Raw genomic sequence first — 26,322 nt, 5'->3', positions numbered from 1 at the left:
AGTGCGGCACTTCAGGCCACGGGCAGCAGGCCGCGCCCGAGCTTTACGGCATAATAAGCCCAGAACAGCCGGGCCGCGACGGATCTCCACGGCGACCACGCCTCTGCCAGCACTGCAAGTTTTTTTGGATCGGGTCGCTCCGAGAGACCGAATGCCGCAGCCACGGCGTTCTGAAGCGCCACGTCGCCGGAGGGAAAAACGTCGACGTGACCGCCGCAGAACATAAGATACACCTGTGCAGTCCACGGGCCGACGCCCTTCAGCGCCGTCAATTCGGCCAGCGCCTCGGCCTGCGGCTTGCCGGAGAGCCCTGCCAAATCAAGGCCGCCGGACACGACTGCCTCTGCGATGCGCGACAGGGTCTCGGCCTTGGCGCGCGACAGACCGAACTCCCGCCAGGCCTCGGGATGGAACAGGGCGTAGTTTTCCGCCGTCAGTATCCCTTCGGCCGGCAGCATCCGACGCCAGATCGCCTCGGCGCTGGCGCGCGACACCATCTGCGAAACGATGATATGCGCCAGCCCTTCGAAGCCGGGCTCGCGCAGCCGCAGCGGCAGGGAACCCGCCTCTGCGGCGATCGAGACAAGCCGGGGATCGAGGCGAAGCAGCCGCTCCAGCCCTTGTCTGACATCCTCGTCACTGCGAATGATTTCCACGCTTCCTCGCGATCGTTTCGAATCCGTGGCAGAAGACAGCATGATCGAGAATCTCCGTCAAAAGCCCGTCTTCCGTTTTGCGCCCAGCCCCAACGGGCCCCTGCACCTCGGTCACGCCTTCTCGGCCTTCGTCAACCGCGACATGGCGAACGCGGCCGGCGGACGCTTGCTGCTACGCATCGAAGACATCGATCTGGCCCGTTGTACACCCGAATTCGAGGCCGGCATCTATGCCGATCTCAATTGGCTCGGCATCGGCTGGGAGATGCCGGCTAGGCGGCAGTCCGAACATTTCGCAGATTACCAGGCCGCATTGGACCGACTTGTCGCTCGCGGGCTTGCCTACCCCTCTTTTCTGACCCGCGGCGAAGTCAAGGCGCGCGTTTTAGCCTCGCAAGACACAGGCGCACGATGGCCGCGCGACCCCGACGGTTCGCCGCTCTATCCGCCGGACGACCGCGATCGTTCCGAGGCCAACCGGCAGCGCCTGCTGACCTCCGGGCGGAAGCACGCCTGGCGGCTCGACATGGAAAAGACGCTGGCGCTCGTTGGCAAACTGTCCTGGACGGAAACGGGCGACGGAGAGAAAGGCGAAATCGCCGCCGATCCCAGCGCATGGGGGGATGTGGTCCTGTCGCGATCCGATGCGCCGTCGAGCTACCACCTCTCCGTCGTCGTCGATGATGCGCTCCAGGCAGTTACGCATGTCGTGCGCGGGCTCGACCTCTTCCACGCAACTTCGGTACACCGGCTGCTGCAGGCTCTCCTCGATCTGCCGGCACCGACATATCATCATCACCGCCTGATCGTCGGCAGCGACGGCCGCAAGCTCTCCAAGAGCGAGCGTGACACAGGTCTTGCGGAACTGCGCGACAAGGGCCAGTCAGTGGCCGACATCCGCCATCTTGTCGGGCTTTGACGCCTTCGAGCCCTGGCCGCTCAGGAAATTGTGATTGAAGATCGCGCGAACGCGGAACTTCATCAGCGCCGCATTTATCTCCGCGCCGATGATGAAGATCACCCCGATCATGTAGAGAAAAATCAGGGCGATCATCACCGAGGCAAGACCGGCATAGGTCGCCGTGTAATTGGCGAATGTCGCAAGGTAGTAGGCAAAGATCAGGGCCCCGACAAACCAGCAGATCAGCGTCAGCAGCACGCCCGGCACGACATCGAGAATCCTTCGGCGTCCGGCAGGCAACCAGAGATGTGCAACGAAAAGGCCAACCGTCAGAACGAACAGCGTGCCGTAGATACGCCAGTCGAAGACCACATCGAGCGTATCGGCAAACAACGGAAACCATCGGCGGGCATAATCGAGCGCCAACGGCACCGCCACCAACAGAATGCTGATGGCCGCGAATATCACGACCGCAATCAGCACGTAGCCGAGGCTGGCAAGTCTGGTGAAATACCAGGGACGCGTCTCCTGGACGCGATAGGCGCGGTTGAGCGAGATTCGCAACGCCTCCACGCCGTTCGAGGCGAAGTAGGCTGCGGCCAGCACGGAAATCGTCAGCAGGCCGCCCCGCGGGACGGTCAGAACCTGCAGGACCTGGTCGGCCAGCGGCTTGGCGATCGCCTCCGGCCAAGTATCGAAGACAAGGTGAACTGCCGTTGAGGAAAACTGGTCCGCACCCAGAAAATTGGCAAGCGCCGTCCCGAAGATCAGGAAAGGGAAGACTGCGAGCAGGCTCGACAAGGCAACATGGCTTGCCATGGCGAAACCGTCATCTTCGATGAAGTGCCAGATCGCGTCATAGGCCACATCATAGAAGATGCGAAAAATCTTCGGCATTCCAGCTCCCGGCATTCCTCATTGTGTCGCCCGTCCGAATATGGGAAACGAGTCCCACTTTGTACAGGAATCATTCCATGTCGGATCAGCGTACAATCATCGTTACCGGATGCTCGTCCGGCATCGGTGCTTTTTGTGCCCGCGCCCTGAAAGCGGATGGTTGGCGTGTGTTCGCGACCGTTCGCAAGCGGGAAGATCTTGCGTCCCTGGCAGCAGACGGCATCGAGGCGTTTCGCATGGATTACGCGAATGCCGATTCGATCGCCGACTTCGTACGGGAGGTCACCGCGGCAAGCGGCGGCCGCATCGATGCGCTGTTCAACAATGGTGCCTACGGTCAGCCGGGCGCGGTGGAGGACCTGAAGACCGATGTCTTGCGTGAGCAGTTCGAAACGAACGTTTTCGGCTGGCATGACCTGACGCGGCAAATCGTCCCGCTGATGCGCAAGCGCGGCCAGGGTCGAATCGTCCAGTGCTCGTCGATCCTCGGCGTAGTGCCCTATCGCTACCGCGGCGCCTACACGGCTTCGAAATTCGCGCTGGAGGGTCTCAGCGTTACCCTGCGCATGGAGCTCCAGGGCAGCGGCATTCACGTGAGCCTGATTGAACCGGGGCCGATCACCTCGCGTTTCACCGCCAATGCCCTCGCGAAGATGAACGAAAACATCGATATCAGGAACTCGGTGCATGCGACCGATTACCGCCGGCAGCTCGCGCGCCTTGACGGATCGGGGCAGCCCAGCCGACATAAGCTCGGCCCGGACGCCGTTTATTCCGTCCTGAAACATGCATTGAACTCGGATCGCCCGAGACCACATTACCCCGTAACCACCCCGGCAAAGCAGGGTCTGGTACTGAAGAGACTGCTTCCCGCCGATCTCTTCTACCGTCTGATGCGCTGGATGGACTGACCAGGAAAGCCAACGAAATGTCTACGGTCACCTACGTTCTCGCGATCATCGTCATGGGCCTCGTTGCCATCGTGCTGATCCGCGGCCTCTTCAACATGCTGAAGGGAGGCGACGCCAACACGTCCAACAAGCTGATGCAGCTGCGCGTGCTCCTGCAGGCGATCGCGGTGTTTCTGATCATGCTGACTCTCTGGCTGACCGGTGGCGGTCGCCCGACCTGATATCGAGACGTGGGAGGATGTGGCATGGTCAAGCTTAACAAGATCTATACCAAGACGGGTGATGACGGCACGACCGCGCTTGTCTCCGGTCCACGCCGGTTGAAGGACGACCTGCGAGTTGAAGCCTACGGCACCATTGACGAGGCCAACTCCGCAATCGGCATCGCTCGCCTGCATATGCAGGGCATGCCGGTCCTCGACGCCATGCTGATGCTGATCCAGAACGACCTCTTCGACCTTGGTGCCGATCTCGCGACCCCGGATACCGGTGAAACACCCGCGCATGAGCCGCTGCGCATTGTAGAAACGCAGGTGGCTCGGATCGAAAGCGATATCGACCAGCTCAACGCGGATCTGCAGCCGCTGAAATCATTCGTTCTGCCCGGCGGCCATTCGGCGGCAGCCCACCTGCATCTCGCCAGAACCGTCACCCGCCGTGCCGAGCGGCTGATGGTGACGCTCGCCCGCGGCAAGGGCGAAATCGTCAGCGAGGCGGCGTTGAAATATGTCAACCGGCTGTCGGATTTCCTCTTCGTCGCCGCACGTCATGCCAATGATCGCGGCCTTGCGGATGTGCTTTGGGTTCCGGGAAAAAACAGATAGGCTCACCCTCCGATTAACAGGAACCCCGGGGACAGGCCTGCATGTTCATACCGCTGCACGATGCCAATACGCTGAAGCACATCAAGCTCCAGTGGGTGACCCTGGGGTTGATTGCAGCCAACATCGTGGTCTGGCTGTTTACCGGGCTAGTTGCCAGCGAACAGGTGTCGAAGGCGACGTTCGTCGGTCTGGGCTACATTCCGGCGGTTGCCTTTGACTATGCCGTGCTCCCGCCGTCGCTCGAACTCGTGCCGGAGCCGCTGACCTACATCACCTATGCCTTCGTTCATTCGGGCTTCTGGCACCTCGCTTCGAACATGCTGTTCCTCTGGGTTTTCGGCGACAATGTCGAAGATGCGATGGGGCATGTTCGCTTCCTGGTCTTCTATCTCCTGTGCGCGATTGCAGGCGCACTTTGCCACGGCCTCGTGGGAACGACGTCGGAAGCACCCCTCATCGGCGCATCCGGCGCGATTTCCGGTGTCGTCGCCGCCTATCTGGTGCTGCATCCGCGGGTGAGGATCTGGGTCCTGGTGTTCATGCGCGTGCCGCTACCGTTGCCGGCCTTCGTGCCGCTGGTGCTCTGGATCGGTCAGCAGTTCGTCATGCTCGCCCTCGATCCGGACGGCGGCGTTTCCTGGGGCGCGCATGTCGGCGGCATCGTCGCCGGCGGCTTGCTGGTGGTTATCATGCGCCGCCGCGGCGTGCCGCTGTTGGACCGCGAAGTGGTGACGCCGAGAGCGGTCAGGGACCGTCCCGGAACTGCCCCTGTGTTGGTGGCGATACCCGGCCAACAGCCACGCCCGCGCCTCCCATGGGACAGGCGATAATCTGGATTATTGACGTGAACGTAAACGTCGTATATTGGCAGGCGCAATTTGCCTGTCTGCGGCATGGAAGCGTTGTGTTTGGAGGAAAAACGCGTATCCATGTCGCCATTCGACAATCGGAGCGCCGCCGAAGCGCGCATTTTCCTGGCGAAAGAGTTGAAGGAAGGACCCCATGAAAATTCTCGTCCCCGTCAAGCGGGTGGTTGATTACAACGTGAAGATCCGTGTGAAGCCGGATGGCACAGGCGTCGAGCTCGCGAACGTCAAGATGTCGATGAACCCGTTCGACGAGATTTCCGTCGAGGAGGCGTTGCGGCTGAAGGAAGCCGGCAAGGCCGAGGAAGTGATCGTCGTCTCGATCGGACCGGCCAAGGCCGAAGAGACGCTGCGCACGGCACTTGCCATGGGCGCCGACCGGGCAATTCTTGTCGAGACCGACGATCAGGTCGAGCCGCTGGCGGTCGCCAAGATCCTGAAAGGGATCGTCGACGCGGAAGCGCCGGGCCTGGTCATCACCGGCAAGCAGGCGATCGACGACGACTCGAACCAGACCGGCCAGATGCTCGCGGCCCTGATGGGGGTCGCCCAGGCCACCTTCGCCTCGAAGATCGAGATCGGTGACGGCAAGGCCCAGGTGACCCGCGAAGTCGATGGCGGCCTGCAGACGATCGAGATCAGGCTTCCGGCTGTCGTCACCACCGACCTGCGCCTCAACGAGCCGCGCTACGCCTCGCTGCCGAACATCATGAAGGCAAAGAAGAAGCCGCTCGACAAGAAGAGCCCGGCCGATTTCGGCGTTGACACAAGCCCGCGCCTGAAAGTCCTGAAGACCGAGGAGCCATCCGGCCGCAAGGCTGGCGTCAAGGTCAAGTCGGTTGCCGAGCTCGTCGAAAAGCTCAAGACCGAAGCCGGCGTCCTCTAGGGTTCGAGAAAGGAAGATATATCATGGCCATTCTTCTTCTGGCTGATCACGACAGCAACCACCTTTCCGACCAGACCGCCAAGACGCTGGCGGCGGCTGCGAAGATAGGCGGCGATGTTCACGTCCTCGTCGCCGGGGCCGGCGCCAAGGTTGCCGCCGAACAGGCCGCCAGGCTCTCCGGCGTCTCCAAGGTGCTTGTCGCCGAGGATGCAAGCCTTGCCAACAATCTCGCCGAACCGCTGGCCGCCCTGATCGTTTCGCTGGCAGGCAACTATGACACGATCATCTCGGCCGCCACCTCGACAGGCAAGAATGTCCTGCCGCGCGTTGCCGCCCTGCTCGACGTCGCCCAGGTCTCCGAGATAATCGAGGTCGTCTCGGCTGACACCTTCAAGCGTCCGATCTATGCCGGCAACGCCATTCAGACGGTGCAGTCGACCGATGCCAAGAAGGTCATCACCGTGCGCACGGCATCCTTCGCCGCTGTATCCGAAGGCGGATCCGCATCGATCGAAGCAATCTCGGCCGCCGCCGATCCTGCTGTTTCGACCTTCGTCAAGGACGCGCTGTCGGCTTCCGACCGTCCGGAACTGACATCGGCAAAGGTCATCATCTCGGGCGGTCGTGCGCTCGGCTCTGCCGAGAAGTTCAAGGAGGTCATCCTCCCTGTTGCCGACAAGCTCGGCGCCGCCGTCGGCGCAAGCCGTGCCGCCGTCGATGCCGGCTACGCGCCGAACGACTGGCAGGTCGGCCAGACCGGCAAGGTCGTGGCCCCCGATCTCTACATCGCCTGCGGCATCTCGGGCGCCATCCAGCACCTCGCCGGCATGAAGGACTCGAAGGTCATCGTCGCCATCAACAAGGACGAGGAAGCCCCGATCTTCCAGGTCGCCGACTACGGCCTCGTCGCCGATCTGTTCGAGGCACTGCCGGAGCTCGAAAAGGCGTTGTGATTCCGCAAGGACGCGTCATTTCGCACTTGCGAGAGACTGGAAAATTATCCTTTTAAGGTCTACTACTGCTGCCGGGCAATCCTTTGCCCGGCAGTTTCGTGAGAAGAATGCGGCAGACGCGGGGGCGGGTGCCGAGTGGGGGATTGGAGATGAGTGCGGTGTTGAAGACGATTGGCATTATCGGTGCGGGCCAGATGGGTTGCGGCATCGCGCAGGTTTCGGCGGGTGCGGGTTACAAGATTCAAATCTACGATCTCTCTCAGGATCGCATCGAACACGGCCTCGCCACCATCAACGGCAACCTCGCCCGCCATGTCACCAGCGGCAAGATGACCGAGGAAGAGCGTTCCGCCACACTCGCGCTGATTTCCGGCTCCTCCGACGTCAACGATCTGGCCGCCTCGGATCTCGTCATCGAAGCGGCAACCGAGGACGAAAGCGTCAAGCGCAAGATTTACAACCTTGTCTGTCCGGTCCTCAAGCCGGAAGCCATCCTGGCAACCAACACCTCGTCTCTTTCCATCACCCGCCTGGCATCGGCGACGGACCGCCCCGAGCGCTTCATGGGCATTCATTTCATGAACCCCGTGCCGGTTATGAAGCTCGTCGAACTGGTGCGCGGCATAGCGACGGAAGAGAAGACCTTTTCGGCTGCCCGCGAATTCGTCGCCTCGCTGGATAAGACCGTGACGGTCGCCGAAGACTTCCCGGCCTTCATCGTCAATCGCATCCTGCTGCCGATGATCAACGAGGCGATCTACACGCTCTACGAAGGCGTCGGTACGGTCGACGCGATCGACACAGCCATGAAACTCGGCGCCAACCACCCGATGGGCCCCCTGCAACTGGCCGATTTTATCGGCCTCGACACCTGCTTGTCGATCATGCAGGTGCTGCATGACGGGCTGGCCGATTCCAAGTACCGCCCCTGCCCGCTTCTGGTGAAATACGTCGAAGCCGGCTGGCTCGGCCGCAAGTCGGGCCGAGGATTCTACGACTATCGCGGCGAAGTACCCGTTCCGACGCGGTGAGTTTTTTGGGGACGAGTAGGCGGTGGAGCAGGCAGCCCCTCATCCGCCTGCCTGTTGGGGAGAAGTGCCGGAGCGGAGCGAGGCGATGAGGGGAAAGCGACCGTCGAGGCCTCCCAAGCAACACCTCAGCCCCTAAATCATGACCCGATAGCGCCCTTGATCAGCGCCTTGGCCTCTTCGCTGTCCCACGCGGCGGGGCCGTTCATCGCCGAGATCAGGCAGCCTTTGCCGTCGATCAGCAGAGTAACCGGGAGGCCGAAGGCCAGGCCTTCCTTCTTCAGGCTATTGAACACCTCGATCGTGTTGTCGCGATAGAGCATCAATGCGTCGACTCCCGTTTCCGAAAGAAACGTCTTCGGCTTTTCGTCGTCGCCCGTGTCGATATTGACGGGGACGACCTGAAAACGCTCGCCGCCCATCTCTTTCTCGAGCGCGTTCAGCGCCGGCATCTCTTCGCGGCACGGTACGCACCACGTCGCCCAGAGATTGAAAAGCACCGTCTTGCCGGCGAAGTCGTCGAGCGTCATCGGCTTGCCGCCGGCATCCTTGAAAGACACGGTCGACAATCTGCGCGGCTCGCTCGCGGCAACCATCGCGGCAACCTGTCCCTTCAGCAGCGGTGTAATTCTCGTGGCAACATCCTTCGTCGCCGCACATTCGGCCGATGCCGCCGCCCCGGCATTGCCAGACCCGGCTTCCTTAATGTAAACCGCTGCCGCACCGGCAACGATGCCTGCGGCGGCCGCAATCCCGATGAGCTTGAGGGATGGCAGGCGCAAAGGCGTTCTCGTCGTCATTTCATTCTCCGCGACATGCGTTCTTCAAGGTAGCAGCTTCATGGCCGAAAGCACCACGGACACCAAATCTTCCAACCAGATGTGGGGCGGTCGTTTCGCGTCCGGTCCCGATGCGATCATGGAGGAGATAAATGCCTCGATCGGTTTCGACAAGAAGCTGTTTGCGCAGGACATCCGCGGTTCGATCGCCCACGCCACCATGCTTGCCCACCAAGCCATCATTTCGGCAGAGGATAAGGACAAGATCGTTCACGGGCTAAACACGATCTTGTCAGAGATCGAGAGCGGCAATTTTGAATTCTCGCGCAAGCTCGAGGACATTCACATGAATGTCGAAGCACGCCTTGCGACGCTGATCGGCCCGACTGCGGGCCGCCTGCACACGGCTCGTTCCCGCAACGACCAGGTCGCGCTCGACTTCCGCCTGTGGGTCAAGGAAGAGCTGCAGAAGACCGAGCAGTTGCTGACCAATCTCATCGCCGCCTTCCTCGACCGTGCCGAAGAACATGCAGAAACGGTCATGCCCGGCTTCACGCACCTGCAAACGGCACAGCCGGTCACCTTCGGCCACCATTGCATGGCTTATGTCGAAATGTTCGGCCGCGACCGCGCGCGCGTTCGCCATGCCATCGAACATCTCGACGAGAGCCCGATCGGTGCAGCGGCCCTTGCCGGAACCGGCTATCCGATCGACCGCCACATGACCGCGAGGGCGCTCGGGTTCCGCGAGCCGACCCGCAACTCGATCGATACCGTGTCCGACCGCGATTTCGCCATCGAGTTCCTGTCGATCGCGGCGATCTGCGCCATGCATCTGTCGCGCCTTGCAGAAGAAATCGTCATCTGGTCGACGCCGCAGTTCGGCTTCGTGCGGCTGTCCGATGCCTTCTCCACCGGCTCGTCCATCATGCCCCAGAAGAAGAATCCCGATGCTGCCGAACTCGTCCGCGCCAAGACCGGCCGCATCAACGGTTCGCTGATTGCCCTGCTGACGATCATGAAGGGCCTCCCGCTCGCCTACTCCAAGGATATGCAGGAAGACAAGGAACAGGTCTTCGACGCGGCCGAGAGCCTCGAACTGGCTGTATCGGCCATGACAGGCATGGTCCGTGACCTGACGATCAACACCGCCCGGATGAAAGCCGCTGCCGGCTCCGGCTATTCGACCGCGACCGACCTTGCCGACTGGCTGGTCCGCGAAGCCGGCCTGCCCTTCCGCGACGCACACCATGTGACCGGCCGCGCAGTCGCCCTTGCCGAAAGCAAGGGTTGCGACCTCGCGGAGCTGCCGCTTGCCGATCTTCAGGCGATCGACGCGGCAATCACGGACAAGGTCTACGGCGTGCTGACCGTCGAGGCTTCGGTCGCAAGCCGCAACAGCTTCGGTGGCACGGCGCCGTCCGAGGTGCGCAAGCAGATCGCCTTCTGGCGCGCCCGCAACTGAAGCACTCGGGGCAAAATGGAGCCGGGTCGCGGTTCGGAATGCGCACCGGCAACTGAGCCCAACAATCAGGGTGCACAAGCTGGATAAACTTCGCTATGAAGATGTCCACCACTGCCGCTTCAAGAGGAATCCCATGCAGACCAGCTTGCCGCAGATCATCCGCCTGACGGTTGTTTTCGCCGTGATCGGCCTTGCCGTTGCCGGATGTGGACGCAAAGGCGACCTCGATCCGCCGAGCGTGCAGGCAACCAAGGGCGGCGACTCGTCCAAGCCGACGAAACAGCCCGGCACGGCAGACCGGCCCTTCCTCCTCGATCCACTTCTTTAGCAGGCCACGCCAGTGAACCATTTCGAGTATCGCGACGGCATTCTCTACGCCGAGAACGTTGCCGTTCCTGACATCGCCAAGGCTGTCGGCACACCTTTCTATTGCTATTCGACGGCGACGCTCGAACGACACTACCGGGTATTTTCCGACGCATTCAGCGATGTCGACTCCATGGTCTGCTACGCCATGAAGGCAAACTCCAACCAGGCTGTACTGAAGACGCTCGGCAAGCTTGGCGCCGGGATCGACGTCGTGTCCGAGGGCGAGTTGCGCCGTGCGCTCGCAGCCGGTATTCCGGCAAGCCGGATCATGTTCTCCGGCGTCGGCAAGACGCCGCGAGAGATGGATTTTGCGTTGGAAGCCGGCATCTATTGCTTCAACGTCGAATCCGAGCCCGAGCTCGAAATTCTCAATCAGCGCGCCATGAAGGCTGGCAAGAAGGCGCCCGTATCCTTCCGCATCAATCCTGACGTCGATGCCAGGACGCATGCGAAGATCTCGACCGGCAAGAAGGAAAACAAGTTCGGTATTTCCTGGGAACGCGCCCGTGCCGTCTATGCCCGCGCAGCGACCCTGCCTGCGATCGAAGTGACCGGCATCGACATGCATATCGGCAGCCAGATCACCGAGCTGCAGCCTTTCGATGACGCCTTCAAACTGCTGCGCGAGCTTGTCAGCACGCTTCGCGCCGACGGTCACGACATCCACCACGTCGACATTGGCGGCGGGCTCGGCATCCCCTACAGGGAAGACAACAACCCGCCGCCGTTGCCCGATGCCTACGCCGTCATCGTCAAGAACCAGCTCCGCGAGCTGAACTGCAAGATCGTCATGGAGCCCGGCCGGCTGATCGTCGGCAATGCCGGCATCCTGGTAACCGAAGTGCTCTACGTGAAGGATGGCGGCGAGAAGACCTTCGTCATCGTCGATGGCGCCATGAACGATCTCATTCGTCCCACGCTTTACGAAGCCTATCATGAGATCCGCCCCGTCGTGATCTCTGCGGCCAACGCGCCGCGTATCAAGGCCGATATCGTCGGCCCGGTGTGCGAGACAGGCGACTACCTCGCGCTCGACCGCGAAATGGCAATGCCGAAGTCCGGCGACCTTTTTGCCGTCAGCTCCGCCGGCGCCTACGGGGCAGTGCAGGCCGGCACCTACAATAGCCGTCTTCTGATCCCTGAAGTGCTGGTGAGGGGTAGCGATTTCCACGTGATTCGTCCCCGGGGCACCTATGAGGAGCTGATCGCTCTCGATTCTGTTCCCGCTTGGCTGGACTGAAAGCCGCTCCGGTTCGACATCACTTTTTGGCGAATAGGCGCGAAAAACCGGCATCGCGGCCGGGTTGCCCTCGCCTTCGCCACAAAGAATGTTATCTTTTCCCGAGAGCGAATTGCCCAGCAATCGCCGGAAGCGCCCTCTGCCCCGTAAATGCCAGATCGCGGAGACCGGATTGAAGAAGAGCTCCAGCAGGGAGAAGAACGGTGCGTTTGCCCTGAGGCCGCCCTTGGCGCGGCTGGTTGCGGCGAAGCGTTTTCTTGCGCGCATCGTCCTACTGTCCGAGCAGTTGCTCCCCCTGCTACTACCCATCCTGTCGCTGGTCGCGCTATACCTCGCAACGTCCTGGTTCGGTATCTTCCGCTTGGTACCCGATTGGATCCGCGTAACGCTTCTGATCCTCTTCGGCGTTGCGTTTCTGGCCACTCTTTATCCGTTCCGAAAGCTGCACTGGCCCGCTTCGGGCGCAGCCGATCGTCTTCTGGAAGATCGCAACGGCCTGCCGCATCAGCCGGTCACCGTGCAGGAGGACGAGCCGGCGTTCGACACGCCGTTCGCGCGGGCTCTCTGGCGGGAACACCAGACGCGCATGGCGGAAAAGATTGCCACGCTCGATGCGGGATTTCCTCAACCCGACATCGCAGCGCATGACCGTTGGGCGCTGCGCGCCGTTCCCGCCTTGCTGGTGGTGATTGCATTCGGCTATTCGCTGTCGACCAATGGCGGTTCGATTGCCGACGCCCTGCAGTCGCGGCCGGAGCCGCAGGCTGGCGATCCAGCGGTTCGCATCGATGCCTGGGTGACGCCGCCGCCCTATACCGGCCGCGCGCCGGTCTATTTGACAGCGACCGGCACCGAACAGGCGGCGATCCGAATTCCGCAGATGTCCAACCTCACGGTTCGTGTCAGCGGGGGCAAAGCCGACGAAAAGGTCATCTTCAAGAAGGAAGACGGACGGACGCTGGAGATCGCCGCGGCGGAGGATCCCAAGACGCAGCCTGCACCAACCGCACCACAGCCGGGCGCCCCCGCTCCCCCATCCGCCAGTACCCACCTCATGAAGCTTGAAGAAAATGGTGCGCTGCTGGTAAACGGCCGAACCTGGACCTTCGATGTCATTCCCGATAAGGCGCCTGAGATCGCATTCAACGGACTGCCGAAGCCTACCGTCAACGGCGCACTGGAGATCGGCTTTACGATCAAGGACGACTACGGCGTACAGGACGCCCATGCAGAGATCGTCCCACTCGAAACCGATCCTGCGGCGACGCCCCTCTACCCGCTTCCGGAGTATCGGCTCGACGTTCCACGCCGCAACGCGCGCGACGCCAAGGGACTGACCAGCAAGAACCTGACCGAACACCCGCTCGCCGGCAAACGGGTTCGCATCACCCTCGTCGCCAAGGATGCAGCCGGCCAGACGGGCCGCAGCCCGCCGCATGAAATGACACTGCCGAGCCGTCCGTTCAGCGAGCCGCTTGCGGCTGCCGTCGCCGAGGAACGTCAGGTTTTCGCGCTCGATACGCGCAGGATGCCTGAGGCAATTGCCCTCAACGAAGCGTTGACGATCCGTCCGGAAGAGACGATCCCGAAGTTGACCAACTACCTGCTGCTGCAATCCGCGCTGACGCGGATGAAGCTCGCGAGGGGCGAGGAGGCCCTGAAGGACACCGCGGACTACCTCTGGGATATCGCGGTCGGGATGGAGGACGGGGATCTTTCCCAGGCCGAACGCACCCTGCGCAATGCCCAGCAGAACCTGGCCGACGCCCTGCAACGCAACGCGCCCGACGCCGAAATCAAGAAGCTCATGGACGAACTGCGCAAGGCGATGCAGGACTACATGAAGGAACTCGCCCAGCGCCTGCAGAATGCGCCGATGCAGCCCAACCAGAACGCCCAGAATGTCCTTCGCCAGCAGGACCTGGAGCGGATGATGGACCAGATCGAGAATTTGGCGCGCTCCGGCAATCGCGATGCGGCGCAGCAGATGTTGTCCGAATTGCAGAGGATGATGAACAACCTTCAGGCGGGCAGACCGCAGGGGCAGCAGCAAGGCAAGGACAACAGCCAGATGCGTCAGCAGATGGACAAGTTGGGCCAGATCCTGCGCGACCAGCAGAAATTGATGGAAGAGACCTTCAAGCTGGATCAACAGCTCAAGGACCGCATGCAGCGCGGCGACCCCAATATGGGGATGAACGATCCGCTGCTGGACGACATGCCGATGGATGACGACGGCATGCCGCAGGATCAGCAGCAGGGCCAGCAAGACCAGCAGAATTCGCCCGGCCAATCGCCGTCCGACCAGCTGACGGCGGATCAGTTGCGCGAAGCGCTGAAGCAGTTGCGTTCGCGGCAGGACGAACTCGGCAAGCAGCTGGGAGAGCTGCAGAAGGGCCTCGGCGATATGGGCATGAAGCCGGGACCTGGCTTCGGCCAGGCACAGCGCGAAATGGACGGCGCCGGTCGCGAACTCGGCCAAGGCCGCGGCGAACCGGCAATCCAGGGCCAGGGACGCGCCCTGGAAGCGCTTCGTCAGGGTGCGCGCGACATGATGAGCCAGATGATGCAGGCGCAGCAGGGGCAGGGGCAGGGACCGCAAGGCCAGGTCGGACAAGGCAACCAGAACGGCCGCGACCCGCTCGGTCGCCCTCGCCGTGCGGACGGACCGGACTTTGGCGATCAAGTGAAGGTGCCTGACGAGATTGACGTCCAGCGCGCCCGCGAGATCCTGGACGCAATCCGCGAAAAACTCGGCAACAATCCGCCGCAGGAGATGGAGCGGCGCTACCTGGAACGCCTGCTCGATGTCCAGTAGTGCAGCGGAATGCCCTCTTCGCCGCGCGCAACTGTCACATGGCGGCAAGCACGCGCATAGCAAGTGCCCGGGCTCTGGATGATAGGTTTCGCCCGTGCTATGCCTCCAACGGTAGAGGCGATAGCATCTTCTAAAATTCCACAGGAAGACACTATTCCTGCATGCCCGAAGCTTCGTAATGTCGCCGGAGCAGGCGACTAACGATAGCGATTCGATGGCAATTCTTTTTAAGACGGTAATCGGTGAAAATACAGCGTTCGAGATGATCGAGAACGCGCTGTCGAGCACCGGCGACTACGACGGTTACCTGAATGTCGTGGCCGACGAGGGCGAGCAGACGCTCTCCTGGGCGCCCGACATGCATGCCGAACAATTCCAGGCGGAAGTCACCGAAATCCTGCGCTCGACCTGGGACATTTGCCGCTTCTGGATCATCTATGAACGGCGCGACGACCGGCAGGACGCCGAAGCGAATGTGATCCGCAACGCAGCGTTCAAACTCACGCGCGGCTATGCCGGCGTCATTGTGATCACCCTCAGCCTGCTCCACAAGCGCGGCGAGGCGCCCGATATCGAGTTGATCTTCGTTTGTTTTCAGCAGGACTTCCAGCGGCGAAACTTCCGGGTGCGCTACGAGGGGAAATTCATCCCCAACTAGCCGGAGCGGACCTGTCTGCCGACCTCGACAGGCTCCTCACCTCTTATGCGGCCAGGGCCCGTGCCACCGCCTTGCGGATGTCAGGCAAAGCAAAGGGTTTGGAAACGACGTCGACGATTTTTTCCGCCAGATCGTCGGCGCGCTCACGCTGCTCGGCGTAGCCGGTCATCAACAGAATTTTCAGCGCCGGAAAGGCGGATTTCGCCTGGTGCGCGAGTTCGATGCCGTCCATGACAGGCATACGGATATCGGAAAGCAGAAGGTCGTAGGCGCCGTCTCTCAGCTTCTCCAATCCTTCCGCACCGTCTGCTGCTTCTTCGGTCTCATGACCGTCAAGACGCAAAGCGCGGGCTACGAAAGAGCGCAGGGAATCCTCGTCTTCCGTAATCAGAATTTTTGCCATGGTGTGCATTGCTCCGTTTCATGCCCTGACACGGAAATCACACGACTTTCCTTTGCGATCGGTAAACGGCGGCAAGCGATGGACGGGATGGTTAACAACCCGTCTGTCCGGCGCTACTAGGCGTCGCCGGTGACGACGCCGACGAAGGGCAATTCGCGGAAGGCATAGGCGACGTCCATGCCGTAGCCGACGACGAAATAGTCAGGGCATTCGAAACCGACATAGTCTGCTTCGAGCTTTTCCTTGCGCTTGACGCTCTTGTCGAGCAGCACGGCAATGGTGACATGTCGGGCACCGCGCTCGTAAAGCAGTTCCTTCGCAAACAGCAGCGTACGACCGGACTCCAGAATATCGTCGATCAGCAGGACATCGCGATCTAGCACATCGCTGTCGATGTCCTTGACGATGCGAACACCCTGCGAAACCGTGCCCGTCCCGTAGCTCGAGAGAGTGATGAACTCGACTTCAGGGGCAAGACCGCTGTCGTGCAGGGCGCGGATCAGGTCGGCCGCGAAAATGAAGGACCCCTTGAGGATCGCGATGACAAGGAGATCCTTGGTGGGCCCCTGCGCGATCTGCTTGGCAATGGCGTGATTGCGCTCGGCAATCTGCTCGGCAGTGAAGAGGGGCTCGATGTTTTTTCCGCGCACGACGGGCATTAACGCTTGCTCCATGGAAAACAAGCACCAGCCGTTACCACAAACGGCGCCGCGAAACACCCCTCAGGGCAGGAAGGAAAGCCGGACTTCCGGCATTTTTCCACCGGCATACTGCACTCTGGTCGAAAAACCTCGGCTTTGGCCGCCGTAAATCGCATCCACGGAGGGGTCGATGACGATGCTCGCGGTCAACTGTTCATCGACAAAGAGATCCGCGCGAATGGGGCGGACGAGCTGCGTCGTTCCGCTCATATTGTCGATGATGCCGTTGATCAGCAGCACGCGCATGCCATTGGCATCCCGTGGTGTGGCCGTGACATGCGTGAAATGAAGCGGCGAACTGTGATCCACCGTGCTGGGGCGGGCAAGGCCGGAGAAGCCGCCCGAGAGCCCGAATACCAGCACGCAGACTGCAAACACGAACGCTGCAAAACCCTTGGCGGAAGCCTGCTGCAGCCGGGCTTCGCCGTAGCGCGCAAGCGACGAGGCTGGTCTGAAGGAAGGGGGCTGCCTTGGCGCCGTTGCCGAATTGCACCTGCGATTGTCGTTGAAACTGCCCGCGCGGGGTTCAGGGGCGCGACCGCTGCCGATCACCACGAATTCGGCGTCCGCAATATCGGCGGCGTGGCCCTGGCGAGCATCCCGTTTGACGGGCTCGGGCGGAAGAAAGTCGTAGGCCCGGCCGGCTGCCTGGCGTCTGAACGAGGAGGAGGTCATGATGACGGCCTTTCCGGTGTCCGCATGGCTTCAGGCCGAATAAAAAATCCGGCATTGAAACGAATCCTGCTCAGTCGTAAATTTTAATGGTTAATGCTTTGCAAAGATCGCCTTCAAACGGGCGCCTTTCCGCTCGAATTTACCACTTGTTAACGGAGTTGGTTAACAAGTCCTACGGTCAAACAAACAAAAGACTGAGCTGCCCGTTGATCCACTTCGAGAATGTCGGTTTGCGCTATGGGATGGGACCGGAAATTCTCCGGGACCTAACCTTCGACATCCCGAAGAAATCCTTCCAGTTCCTGACCGGGCCTTCTGGCGCCGGCAAGACGACGCTGCTCAGGCTTCTCTTCCTGTCGCTGCAACCGACCCGCGGCCTGATCCGCATGTTCGGCCGCGATATCTCGGATATTCCGCGCCAGGAACTGCCGCTGATGCGTCGGCGCGTCGGCATCATCTTCCAGGAGTTCCGCCTCCTCGACCACCTGACGACCTACGAGAATGTGGCACTGCCCTTGCGGGTGCGCGGCAAGGACGAGAGTTCCTACAAGACCGATGTGCTGGAGCTGTTGAAATGGGTCGGGCTTGGCGAACGCATCAATGTTCTGCCGCCTGTGCTTTCGGGCGGCGAGAAGCAGCGCGCCGCAATCGCACGCGCCCTCATCGATCGCCCGGAAATCCTGCTTGCCGATGAGCCGACCGCCAATGTCGACCCACCGATGGCCCGTCGATTGCTGAACCTCTTTCTCGAACTGAACCGTCTCGGAACCGCCGTTGTCATCGCCACCCACGACCTGACGCTGATGGACCAGGTTGAAGCCCGCCGCATGATTCTGTCGGAAGGGCATCTCGATATCCATGACTGAACCCGCGCCCCGCTCCGCAAAGCAGCCAGCCGCAAAGGGCCAGAAACGGCCCGAAATGAAGGTGCGTCCGACAGCGCCTATCCTTCCCTCGGCCAACATACAGGGCAATGCACTGATGGTGGTGATCGCCATCATGGCTTTTCTCGCCTGCCTGACGCTTGGCGGCGTCAGCATGGTGCGTTCGACGGCGGCAAGCTGGGAAGGCCAGATTTCCCGCGAGATCACCATTCAGATCAAGCCCGACGACGGGCTGGACATGGAAAAGGCCCTGGTCCAGGCCCGCGATATCGCCCTGACCTTCGTCGGCACGAAGAGCGGCCAGATTGTCGATGAGGCGGCGACCGCCCGTCTGCTCGAGCCCTGGCTTGGCGCTGGTCTGGACATCAAGGAACTCCCCGTTCCCCGCCTCGTCATCATCACGATCGATGAAAGCAACCCGCCCGATTTCGAGGCGATGCGTTCGCTCCTGAAGGAGAGCATACCGCAATCCTCGCTTGACGATCATCGCAACTGGGTCGACCGCCTCGTCTCGATGGCCCATACCACTGTGATGATCGGCACCGGCGTGCTGCTGCTCGTCTTCTCGGCGATGGTGCTGACGGTGGTCTTTGCAACGCGCGGTGCGCTGTCCGGCAATCGCCACATTGTCGAGGTCCTGCACTTCGTCGGCGCCGAAAGCTCGTTCGTCGCCAACGAGTTCCAGAAGCACTTCCTGAAGATCAGCCTCAAGGGATCGGCAGTCGGCAGCGGGCTCGCTGCCTTGTTCTTCCTCAGCGCGGGATTCCTGCAGAGCCATACACTGGCGACCCCGCAGACCGATCAGGCAACAGCCCTTTTCGGCACTTTCTCGGTCGGGGCTCTCGGTTATGCCGGCATCTTTGCGACCATGATCGTCATTGCGTTGCTGACCACTCTCACGGCCCGCCTGACCGTCATGCGGACGATCTATGAAATCGATACTCTCCGCTCCGATCCCACGCGCGCCGACGGGCTCGTGAATTGAGCGTGCGTTGCTCTTTTTGACACGAAAGCGTCTGTTCGCGGCCTTAATCTGCGTATATTTTTCGATTCATGAGCATGGGCCACATGTCGCGCAACTTGATTCGTCCCAAAACGGAGCTTCGTCGCTCCGAAGGCGAGCCCGTTCGCCGCAGCCTGGTAAGACGCATGCTGCGCTGGGGTGGTTTCGCATTCGTGATTGCTGCCGCTCTCGTCTTCGGCGGCTTCCTGCGCTTTGCCGATTCGGTGACAACCCTGAAGCCGCCGCCGGAGCCTCGCGCCGACGCGATCGTCGTACTGACGGGAGGCTACCAGCGCATCGACCAGGCGGTGGAACTGCTTCAGAAAGGCGCCGGCAAGCGCCTCCTGATTTCAGGCGTCCACCCAACGACGACACGTGCACAAATCCGCAAGATGACCCAGGCCGCGCCGGAACTCTTCTCCTGCTGCGTCGACATCGGTTATGACGCGCTCGATACGATCGGCAATGCCGAGGAAGCCAGCAACTGGATCCACGCGAAGGGCTATAAGAGCGTTCTCGTCGTCACCAACAACTACCATATGCCGCGCAGCCTGTCGGAACTCGCCTATGTGGACCCCGAAACGCAATTCATCCCCTACCCGGTCGTCAATACCGATCTTAAGAACAGCAACTGGTTCACGGATCCGAACGCGATGCGGGTCATGCTTGCCGAGTATGCCAAGGTTCTTCTGGCCGGCGCCCGAAATTTGACAGGGCTCGGCCGCCATCCCGGCCTGCGCTCGGCAACTGCAGCCGGGCAAAACTGATCAGAGCTTTTTATGGCGGCCAATATCGTGTAGGAGGGCGCAACCGCCCTTCACGCGGACACCGGCCTTGGGAAAGTTCATGATCGCCCTGCGTTCCGTCCTCTTCAACACGATCTTCTACGCCAATCTGATCATCCGGATGATCGTGCTTTCACCCTATTATTTCCTGGCACCTCGCAAGACCGCTTACCAGGTCCCCAAGAACTGGGCGCTGTCGAACCACTGGCTGATGAAAAAGATCGTCGGCACGACCTTTGAAATCGAAGGGATGGAGAACCTGCCCGAAGGCGGCTACATCCTGGCGCCGAAGCATCAATCGTTCTGGGACACGTACGCGCTGCTGCCGTGGCTGAAGGATCCGGTCTACATTCTGAAGCGCGAACTCATGTGGATCCCGCTCTTCGGCTGGTACGCCAAGAAACAGCGCATGATCCCGATCAATCGCGGCGCCCGTGGCAAGGTCATGGTCGAAGCTCTGAAGCGGACGAAGGAAGAGCTTGCAACCGGCCGCCAGCTGATCATCTACCCCGAGGGCACACGGCGCCCGCCCGGTGCCGAACCGGCTTACAAATATGGCATCGCACGCATGTACCGCGACCTGAAATTGCCGGTCGTGCCGGTCGCCATGCATCCGGGCCTCTTCTGGCCTCGCCGCAGCACCATGCGCTATCCCGGCCACTTCAAGGTCAGGATTTTGCCGGCCATCCAGCCTGGCATGGACCCGGACGCGTTTTTCGCCCATCTGATCGAGGTGACGGAGCGCGCGAGCGATGAACTGCTGGTCGACACGGCGGAGCGCAATCCCGATCTGCCGTTGCCTCCGACCGTCGTGCACAGGCTGGCCGAACTCAGGGACGCAAAAGCGGCGACGGCCTGATCTCAGGCGGTCCGCAACCGCTCGACTTCGTCCACCACCTGCTCCAGCCAATGGTCTCGAATGCCCATCTCCTTGAGATGCGCCAGCGTATTGAAGACGTAGGCATCGTTTGGGCCGGATTGACCCTGCGCTTCGTGAACAATGCGGGCGGCGGCAAGCGTATCGAGAGCGCCGGCATATTGCGTATGATTGCGATCGACGACGTATGCCACGCCTGGGACGCTCCTGCCGCCTTCCAGCTGAAGCGCCACGTTGCGTTCGAGATAGACGTTGGTCACCAGTTCGCGCGCGCGCAGATAGTCGATCACCTCGGCCCATACCTCGGCTGCAATGCGGAAAGCCATGCCCCTGCATGAGCCCCCACGGTCGAGACCGAGCACGAGGCCCGGATTTTGCTGGGTCCCCCGGTGCACCCAGGAACGAACGCAAAGCGAACGACGATACCCATAAACGAGAGCTTGCGACCGCTCCACAAACTCGAAGCCCGGATTCCACATCAGCGATCCGTAGCCAAACACCCAAAATTCGTCCATATCGCACGCCAGACCGAGATTCCCATTTGCGACTCACCATTGGAGAACATCATGTCAGCGTCAAGCCAATCCCGCAGCGGCAGGAAATTCTGGTTGCTCGGCGGCGGCATCGTACTGGTGATCGCGTTGTACACCGGCGGATGGTTCTATGCCGCATCCGAACTGAAGCGCACGGTCCTGAAGGCGATCGCGCCGGGCAATGCTGCCGGCGTCACAGGCGAGTGCTCCAATATCGACTTCCGCGGCTATCCCTTCCGGATAGGCCTGTTCTGCTCGAAGGTCGATGTTGACGATAACGTCAACGGCGTTTCGGCAACGTTCGGCGAGCTGCGCTCCGCGGCCCAGGTCTATGCCCCTGGCCACATCGTCTGGGAGCTGGATTCTCCAGCGGAAATTCGCACCGCACATGGATTGTCGATCAATGCCGAGTGGGCAAACCTGCAATCCAGTCTGGTCACCAAATTCAAGGGCGTCGATCGCACTTCGACCGTCATCGATGAGCTGAAGGCAACGGCGATCTCTTCGGTCACCGGCCAGACGATCAATGTCGACGCATCTCAGGCGGAAATCCATCTGCGCCAGAACGGCACCGACCTCGACGGCGCTATGTCGGTCATGGGCTCCAACATCGCCATCAAGGATTGGCCGCAGGTCTTTCCGAAGCTCACGGCGAGCGCCGACCTCACGCTTGCCGGCAAGGCCGGCATGATCGACGGCAGCGACAGCCACGGCCTTTATGGAGCAAGCGGCGAGCTGCGCAAGGCCGTCGCCGATATTGGCGACGGTAAGACCATGACGCTGAGCGGCCCCTTCTCCTTCGATGAGGAGGGCTATCTCTCCGGTCAGTTCAAGCTTGAGATCCAAAACCTCGGACCGTGGCGCGACAGCATCAAGCAGACCTTTCCCGAGGTGGCCAAGACCGTCGACACCGCGACAAAACTCTTGAAGGCGCTGGCCGGCGGTGGCGACAAGGTCTCGGTCGATCTCGTCGTCCAACGCGGCAATGCAACCGTGAGCGGCTTCATCCCACTCGGTTCGATACCCCCGATCTGAGGATCAGGGCTTCTTGTCCAATGCGTGGGGACGTCCGAAATCGGGCGCATCCACGTCCTGGCCAGCCTGCACGATCGAGCGCCGAATGGTACGGGTTCGGTTGAAAAGTTCGAAGATCTTGTCTCCTTCGCCCCAGCGGATCGCCCGCTGGAGATAGGCAAGGTCTTCGGAGAATCGCGCCAGCATCTCCAGGATCGCATCCTTGTTGTGCAGGCAAACGTCTCGCCACATGGTCGGATCGGACGCCGCAAGGCGGGTAAAATCGCGGAAGCCCGAAGCCGAATACTTGATGACTTCCGATTCCGTCACCGTCTCCAGATCGTCCGCCGTGCCGACGATGTTGTAGGCGATGATGTGCGGCAGGTGCGAGACGATAGCAAGCACCTTGTCGTGATGCTCCGGATCCATCTCGTCCACCTTGGAGCCGAGGGTTTCCCAGAAACTCCGCAACCTCCTCAGCGCCGTCTCGTCCGTGCCGGCAAGCGGTGTGAAGATGCACCAGCGTCCCTCGAAAAGACCCGGGAAGCCCGCGTCGGGCCCCGATTTTTCTGTACCTGCCAAGGGATGACCGGGAATGAAGTGGGCAAGCGCCGGCATATGCGGCTGCATCTGTGCAATGACCGACGCCTTCGTCGAACCCACATCGGTGACGATCGCACCGGGCTTCAGGCTACCGGCGATTTCCCTTGCAACGCTCTCCGACGCGCCGACGGGCACGGAGACGATGATCAGGTCGGCATCCCTCGCGGCCTCTGCCGCAGAACTCGTATACCGATCGCCGAGCTGCAGCTCTTCCGCCCGCTTCAGCGTTTCGGCGCTGCGGGTGGTGATGACCACGTCCTTTGCCAGGCCCAGCCGCTTGATGTCATGCGCCAGCGAAGACCCGATCAGCCCGATTCCGATCAGCGCGATGCGATCGAACTGAACTGTCATGCCTTGCGTCCCATAAACTCGCCGAGCGCCTCGATGACGCCGCGGTTGGCTTCCTCGGGACCGATGCTCATGCGCAGCGAGTTGGCAAAGCCATAGCCCCTGACGGCCCGCAGGATATAGCCGCGGCTGGTCAGGAACGCATCGGCGTCGACAGCGCGCTTGCCGTCTACGTCAGGGAAATGGATCAGGACGAAGTTGGCGACGGAGGGCGTCACCTTCAGACCCAGCGTTTCGAATGCGCCGGTCAGCTTCTCGATCCACATCTGATTGAAGGAAACAGCCTCCTGCACGAATGCCTGATCGCGAATGGCGGCGGCACCCGCGGAGATCGCCGCCGAATTCATGTTGAACGGCCCGCGCAGGCGATTGAGCGCATCGATGATCTCCGCCGGCGCGTACATCCAACCGACGCGCAGCGCAGCAAGGCCGTAAACCTTCGAGAAGGTGCGCGTCATGACCACGTTGGGATTGGACGAGACGATCTCGATGCCGGCTTCGTAGTCGTTGCGGCGGACGTATTCCGCATAGGCCGCGTCGAGAACGAGGATCACATTCTTCGGAAGACCGGCATGCAGGCGGCGGATTTCGCTGACTGAAACATAGGTCCCGGTCGGATTGCCCGGATTGGCGATGAACACCATCTTCGTCTTCGGCGTCACGGCCGCAAGAATCGCGTCGACATCGACGGTCGCGTCATTCTCCTTGGCAACGACGGCCGTCGCGCCTGCGCCCATGATCTGGATCTTGTACACGAGAAACCCGTGCTCTGTGATGATGGCCTCGTCGCCGGTGCCGAGATAGACGTGGCAGAGAAGCCCGAGCAACTCATCGGAGCCGTTGCCGCACATGATGTTAGCCGGGTTAAGACCGTGAACGGCAGCAATCGCCTCGCGCAGCTCGACCGCCTGGCCATCCGGATAGCGTTCCAGACTGTCTGCCGCGGCGCGGAAAGCCTCGATTGCCTTAGGGCTGGCACCGAGTGGCGTTTCGTTCGAGGAAAGCTTGTAGACGCGTGCAACGCCCGGCGCGTGTTCCTTTCCCGGAACATAGGCTGCGATATCCAGGATACCGGGACGCGGAACGGGCTTGCTTATCTCTACGTTCATGGGATCGACCTTGGAAAATGCCGCTAGTCCGGCTGAAAATTGCCCAGAGGCAATAGAACGGAAAGACGATCTTGTCGAGGGCCGGACGGCCTATCTGCTGCGCGTCGTCGGAACGCCGTGCGGCGCCAGAACCGGCACGAACACCCGCCGCGAGGCGCGAACCGCCACCGGCAGGCCCTGGTAGAGCCGCTTCTGCGCTTCGACGATAATGACACCGGAGAAGGCCGGCCACATCGTCCGCCCGACGCGCTCGAAGGCGCTTCGAAGCCGCATCATGGTTCGAAGCTTGGAGGGCGGAAACAACAACGCCTCGGCCGTTGCGCCGGGTGTGAAGTTCGTTTCGCGCAGCAGATGAGTAAGCTGGCCGCGCGAATAAGGGCGCCCGGAGCCGAACGGCGTGTATTCCATCCGCGCCCAGACGCCGCGGCGGTTCGGCACGACGATCACAAGCCGCCCTCCCGGTGCCAGCACCCGCCACAGTTCCTTCAACGTCTCCCGTGGGCTCTCGGCAAACTCGAGCGAATGCACCATCAGCACGCGGTCGATCGAGGAGTCCGGCAACGGCAGTTCCTCGTCGAAGATCAGCGCGGTGGAGGACAGCGATCCCATCGGCCAGTTCACCGCACCTTGCCCCGCAGGCATGAACGCGAACGTCCGTTCCGTATCCGCCTGAAAACGATCGAGGAAGGGGACGGCATAGCCGAGGCCCACAAGACGTTCCTGCGGAAGCCGCACCCAGAGCGACGATAACGCCATCGCGATCGACTGCTCGGCGATACGGCCGAGGTCGGAATGATAAAACTGGCGTAGGTCGACAATATCGGCGTGCATCGCAACAAATGTTATCAGCGGGCGGTTGGACTTCAAGGCCGGAACCTCTACATTCCCGGTATGTCCGCGATAAAGAGGTATTTGAGACTATGAGCCCTTTGGATTTAGAGGTTTTTCTATGCCGTTCCGATAATTTCGGCGTTCTTGTGCACGACCCCGAAACCCGCTTCACTGCCTCGATCGACGCCCCGGATGCCGCCGCCGTCATATCGGCAGCCGAGCGCCGCGGCTGGAAGATCACCCACATCTTCACGACGCACCACCATACAGATCACGTCGAGGGCAACCTTGCGCTGAAGGAGCGATACGACTGCGAAATCGTCGGCCCGATCAACGAAGCAGTCGCGATCCCCGGTCTCGACAAGACGATGGCCGACGGCGATTCGTTCCTGTTCGGTGACCATACGGTGAAAGTCATCGAGACACCCGGCCACACGGCTGGCCATATCTGTTACCACTTCGTGGACGACAAGCTGCTCTTTGCAGCCGACACGTTGTTTGCGCTCGGTTGCGGCCGCCTGTTCGAACGGCCGGCGGCCGACATGTGGCATTCCCTGCAGAAGCTTGCGGTGCTGCCGGACGAGACGGCGATCTACTTCGGTCATGAATATACGCTGTCGAACGCCCGCTTCGCCCTGACCATCGACCCCGACAACGAACGCCTGAAGAGCCGCGCGGCAGATATCGAGGCGCTGCGTGCGGAAGGAAAGTTCACGATCCCGACAACGCTGTCGATGGAAAAGGAAACCAATCCGTTCCTGCGCGCAGCCGATCCTGCGATTCGCCGCAATCTCCTGATGGAGACGAGGACCAACGAGGAAGTCTTTGCCGAAATCCGCAAGCGCAAGGACAATTTCTGATGTCGCCTGACGATATTATCCGCGAGCTTTCGATGCAGTTGCACCCCGAAGGCGGATGGTACGTGCAGACATTTCGCGACACCGAAGGTGGCACGCGCGGACATTCGACCGCGATCTACTACCTCCTGAAGGCCGGGCAGCGATCGCACTGGCATCGGGTCCGCGACGCCGCTGAAGTCTGGCACCACTACGCCGGCGCACCGCTCGCACTCCACCGTGCTGAAGGCGGCGGCAGGAGCGAGACACTCACGCTCGGCACGGATATCCTGAACGGCCAACGGCCGCAGGCGATCGTCCCGGCCAACTGGTGGCAATCGGCAGAAACGCTCGGCGACTACACGCTCGTCGGCTGCACTGTCTCGCCGGGTTTCGAGTTTTCAAGCTTCGAGATGGCACCGCCCGATTGGGCGCCGGACGCTTGACAACGGGTCCGGAAAGGAGCCGG

Annotated in this window: 30 protein-coding genes; 20 read left to right on the top strand and 10 right to left on the bottom strand. The window is 61.4% G+C overall.

The annotated features are described in order from the left end of the window. Window positions 1-11 precede the first annotated feature (11 nt). Window positions 12-698: a DNA-3-methyladenine glycosylase family protein gene (locus ASC97_RS17950; RefSeq protein ID WP_057469717.1), complete on the bottom strand. Its 687-nt coding sequence runs from the start codon at window positions 696-698 to the stop codon at window positions 12-14. On the opposite strand from ASC97_RS17950, the gene gluQRS reads away from it, so the two are divergent. Next, window positions 697-1,575: a tRNA glutamyl-Q(34) synthetase GluQRS gene (gene gluQRS / locus ASC97_RS17945; RefSeq protein ID WP_057469716.1), complete on the top strand. Its 879-nt coding sequence runs from the start codon at window positions 697-699 to the stop codon at window positions 1,573-1,575. The genes ASC97_RS17950 and gluQRS overlap by 2 nt on opposite strands. Here gluQRS and ASC97_RS17940 read toward each other — a convergent pair. Further along, entirely contained in the window at window positions 1,540-2,454 is a 915-nt protein-coding gene (locus tag ASC97_RS17940; protein WP_057469715.1) for a YihY/virulence factor BrkB family protein, read from the bottom strand. The two genes, gluQRS and ASC97_RS17940, sit on opposite strands and share 36 nt — an antisense overlap. Before the next feature lie 77 nt (window positions 2,455-2,531). On the opposite strand from ASC97_RS17940, the gene ASC97_RS17935 reads away from it, so the two are divergent. The 7 genes from ASC97_RS17935 (at window position 2,532) to ASC97_RS17905 (ending at window position 7,925) form a co-directional block, all read left to right on the top strand. Continuing rightward, window positions 2,532-3,365 carry an SDR family oxidoreductase gene (locus ASC97_RS17935; RefSeq protein WP_057469714.1) on the top strand — a complete coding sequence of 278 codons (834 nt, stop codon included), beginning with the start codon at window positions 2,532-2,534 and terminating at the stop codon, window positions 3,363-3,365. A 17-nt stretch (window positions 3,366-3,382) separates the two neighbouring features. Next, window positions 3,383-3,586, top strand: a complete 204-nt coding sequence (locus tag ASC97_RS17930; protein WP_037059312.1) for a twin transmembrane helix small protein — start codon at window positions 3,383-3,385, stop codon at window positions 3,584-3,586. A gap of 24 nt (window positions 3,587-3,610) precedes the next feature. Next, window positions 3,611-4,189 (top strand): cob(I)yrinic acid a,c-diamide adenosyltransferase, encoded by a 579-nt coding sequence (locus ASC97_RS17925; RefSeq protein WP_057469713.1) that lies wholly within the window; start codon window positions 3,611-3,613, stop codon window positions 4,187-4,189. 41 nt (window positions 4,190-4,230) lie between these two features. Then, a complete protein-coding gene (locus tag ASC97_RS17920) occupies window positions 4,231-5,019 on the top strand; it encodes a rhomboid family intramembrane serine protease (protein WP_057469712.1) in 789 nt (262 codons plus the stop codon). A 172-nt stretch (window positions 5,020-5,191) separates the two neighbouring features. Beyond that, on the top strand, window positions 5,192-5,941 hold the full coding sequence (locus tag ASC97_RS17915) for an electron transfer flavoprotein subunit beta/FixA family protein (protein ID WP_057469711.1): 750 nt from the start codon (window positions 5,192-5,194) through the stop codon (window positions 5,939-5,941). A 23-nt stretch (window positions 5,942-5,964) separates the two neighbouring features. Then, window positions 5,965-6,894, top strand: coding sequence for an electron transfer flavoprotein subunit alpha/FixB family protein (locus ASC97_RS17910; protein WP_057469710.1), 930 nt, complete (start codon window positions 5,965-5,967; stop codon window positions 6,892-6,894). 149 nt (window positions 6,895-7,043) lie between these two features. Further along, window positions 7,044-7,925 (top strand): 3-hydroxybutyryl-CoA dehydrogenase, encoded by an 882-nt coding sequence (locus tag ASC97_RS17905; protein WP_057469709.1) that lies wholly within the window; start codon window positions 7,044-7,046, stop codon window positions 7,923-7,925. A 137-nt stretch (window positions 7,926-8,062) separates the two neighbouring features. Here the strand turns inward: ASC97_RS17905 and tlpA are convergent, their stop codons facing one another. Next, window positions 8,063-8,722: a thiol:disulfide interchange protein TlpA gene (gene tlpA / locus ASC97_RS17900; protein WP_057469708.1), complete on the bottom strand. Its 660-nt coding sequence runs from the start codon at window positions 8,720-8,722 to the stop codon at window positions 8,063-8,065. A 40-nt stretch (window positions 8,723-8,762) separates the two neighbouring features. On the opposite strand from tlpA, the gene argH reads away from it, so the two are divergent. From argH to ASC97_RS17875, 5 genes are all read left to right on the top strand, one after another. After that, on the top strand, window positions 8,763-10,166 hold the full coding sequence (gene argH, locus ASC97_RS17895) for an argininosuccinate lyase (protein ID WP_057469707.1): 1,404 nt from the start codon (window positions 8,763-8,765) through the stop codon (window positions 10,164-10,166). A 133-nt stretch (window positions 10,167-10,299) separates the two neighbouring features. Beyond that, complete coding sequence (lptM, locus tag ASC97_RS17890; RefSeq protein WP_057469706.1) at window positions 10,300-10,494, top strand: LPS translocon maturation chaperone LptM; 195 nt, start codon at window positions 10,300-10,302, stop codon at window positions 10,492-10,494. Between the two features lie 12 nt (window positions 10,495-10,506). Next, window positions 10,507-11,775 carry a diaminopimelate decarboxylase gene (gene lysA / locus ASC97_RS17885; RefSeq protein WP_057469705.1) on the top strand — a complete coding sequence of 423 codons (1,269 nt, stop codon included), beginning with the start codon at window positions 10,507-10,509 and terminating at the stop codon, window positions 11,773-11,775. A 226-nt stretch (window positions 11,776-12,001) separates the two neighbouring features. Then, on the top strand, window positions 12,002-14,593 hold the full coding sequence (locus tag ASC97_RS17880; protein WP_443216754.1) for a TIGR02302 family protein: 2,592 nt from the start codon (window positions 12,002-12,004) through the stop codon (window positions 14,591-14,593). A 214-nt stretch (window positions 14,594-14,807) separates the two neighbouring features. Then, on the top strand, window positions 14,808-15,251 hold the full coding sequence (locus ASC97_RS17875; RefSeq protein ID WP_057469772.1) for a hypothetical protein: 444 nt from the start codon (window positions 14,808-14,810) through the stop codon (window positions 15,249-15,251). Window positions 15,252-15,294: 43 nt separating this feature from the next. On the opposite strand, the gene ASC97_RS17870 is transcribed toward ASC97_RS17875, so the two are convergent. The 3 genes from ASC97_RS17870 to ASC97_RS17860 all read right to left on the bottom strand — a co-directional run bounded on the left by ASC97_RS17870 (window position 15,295) and on the right by ASC97_RS17860 (window position 17,030). Next, the gene (locus ASC97_RS17870; protein ID WP_007528024.1) at window positions 15,295-15,654 is read right to left on the bottom strand and encodes a response regulator; all 360 of its coding nucleotides are present in this window, start codon (window positions 15,652-15,654) and stop codon (window positions 15,295-15,297) included. A gap of 116 nt (window positions 15,655-15,770) precedes the next feature. Then, complete coding sequence (gene hpt, locus ASC97_RS17865; protein ID WP_057469703.1) at window positions 15,771-16,313, bottom strand: hypoxanthine phosphoribosyltransferase; 543 nt, start codon at window positions 16,311-16,313, stop codon at window positions 15,771-15,773. A 63-nt stretch (window positions 16,314-16,376) separates the two neighbouring features. Further along, on the bottom strand, window positions 16,377-17,030 hold the full coding sequence (locus ASC97_RS17860) for a hypothetical protein (RefSeq protein ID WP_057469702.1): 654 nt from the start codon (window positions 17,028-17,030) through the stop codon (window positions 16,377-16,379). Window positions 17,031-17,236: 206 nt separating this feature from the next. Between ASC97_RS17860 and ftsE the strand changes: the two genes are divergently transcribed. The 4 genes from ftsE (at window position 17,237) to ASC97_RS17840 (ending at window position 20,561) form a co-directional block, all read left to right on the top strand. Next, entirely contained in the window at window positions 17,237-17,896 is a 660-nt protein-coding gene (gene ftsE / locus ASC97_RS17855; protein WP_037059285.1) for a cell division ATP-binding protein FtsE, read from the top strand. Next, window positions 17,889-18,899 (top strand): cell division protein FtsX, encoded by a 1,011-nt coding sequence (locus ASC97_RS17850; RefSeq protein WP_057469701.1) that lies wholly within the window; start codon window positions 17,889-17,891, stop codon window positions 18,897-18,899. The genes ftsE and ASC97_RS17850 overlap by 8 nt, the downstream gene beginning before the upstream one ends. Window positions 18,900-18,973: 74 nt before the next feature. Beyond that, window positions 18,974-19,684 (top strand): YdcF family protein, encoded by a 711-nt coding sequence (locus tag ASC97_RS17845; RefSeq protein ID WP_057469700.1) that lies wholly within the window; start codon window positions 18,974-18,976, stop codon window positions 19,682-19,684. A 79-nt stretch (window positions 19,685-19,763) separates the two neighbouring features. Beyond that, window positions 19,764-20,561: a lysophospholipid acyltransferase family protein gene (locus ASC97_RS17840; RefSeq protein ID WP_057469699.1), complete on the top strand. Its 798-nt coding sequence runs from the start codon at window positions 19,764-19,766 to the stop codon at window positions 20,559-20,561. Between the two features lie 2 nt (window positions 20,562-20,563). Here ASC97_RS17840 and ASC97_RS17835 read toward each other — a convergent pair whose 3' ends face one another. After that, window positions 20,564-21,094 (bottom strand): gamma-glutamylcyclotransferase, encoded by a 531-nt coding sequence (locus tag ASC97_RS17835; RefSeq protein ID WP_057469698.1) that lies wholly within the window; start codon window positions 21,092-21,094, stop codon window positions 20,564-20,566. A gap of 51 nt (window positions 21,095-21,145) precedes the next feature. Between ASC97_RS17835 and ASC97_RS17830 the strand changes: the two genes are divergently transcribed. Further along, complete coding sequence (locus ASC97_RS17830; RefSeq protein ID WP_057469697.1) at window positions 21,146-22,147, top strand: DUF2125 domain-containing protein; 1,002 nt, start codon at window positions 21,146-21,148, stop codon at window positions 22,145-22,147. Between the two features lie 3 nt (window positions 22,148-22,150). Here the strand turns inward: ASC97_RS17830 and ASC97_RS17825 are convergent, their stop codons facing one another. The 3 genes from ASC97_RS17825 to ASC97_RS17815 form a co-directional block, all read right to left on the bottom strand. Further along, window positions 22,151-23,080 (bottom strand): prephenate/arogenate dehydrogenase family protein, encoded by a 930-nt coding sequence (locus ASC97_RS17825; RefSeq protein WP_057469696.1) that lies wholly within the window; start codon window positions 23,078-23,080, stop codon window positions 22,151-22,153. Continuing rightward, on the bottom strand, window positions 23,077-24,186 hold the full coding sequence (gene hisC / locus ASC97_RS17820; RefSeq protein ID WP_057469695.1) for a histidinol-phosphate transaminase: 1,110 nt from the start codon (window positions 24,184-24,186) through the stop codon (window positions 23,077-23,079). The genes ASC97_RS17825 and hisC overlap by 4 nt, the downstream gene beginning before the upstream one ends. Before the next feature lie 90 nt (window positions 24,187-24,276). Beyond that, on the bottom strand, window positions 24,277-25,053 hold the full coding sequence (locus ASC97_RS17815; RefSeq protein ID WP_057469694.1) for a class I SAM-dependent methyltransferase: 777 nt from the start codon (window positions 25,051-25,053) through the stop codon (window positions 24,277-24,279). Between the two features lie 53 nt (window positions 25,054-25,106). Between ASC97_RS17815 and gloB the strand changes: the two genes are divergently transcribed. After that, a complete protein-coding gene (gloB, locus tag ASC97_RS17810) occupies window positions 25,107-25,877 on the top strand; it encodes a hydroxyacylglutathione hydrolase (protein WP_057469693.1) in 771 nt (256 codons plus the stop codon). Beyond that, on the top strand, window positions 25,877-26,299 hold the full coding sequence (locus tag ASC97_RS17805; protein ID WP_057469692.1) for a cupin domain-containing protein: 423 nt from the start codon (window positions 25,877-25,879) through the stop codon (window positions 26,297-26,299). Before gloB ends, ASC97_RS17805 begins: the two co-directional genes overlap by 1 nt. The last annotated feature ends 23 nt before the right edge of the window (window positions 26,300-26,322 follow it).

It is taken from the genome of Rhizobium sp. Root1203, assembly GCF_001424945.1.
Taxonomy (GTDB): domain Bacteria; phylum Pseudomonadota; class Alphaproteobacteria; order Rhizobiales; family Rhizobiaceae; genus Rhizobium.
This window is presented reverse-complemented; position numbering and strand designations above follow the sequence as displayed.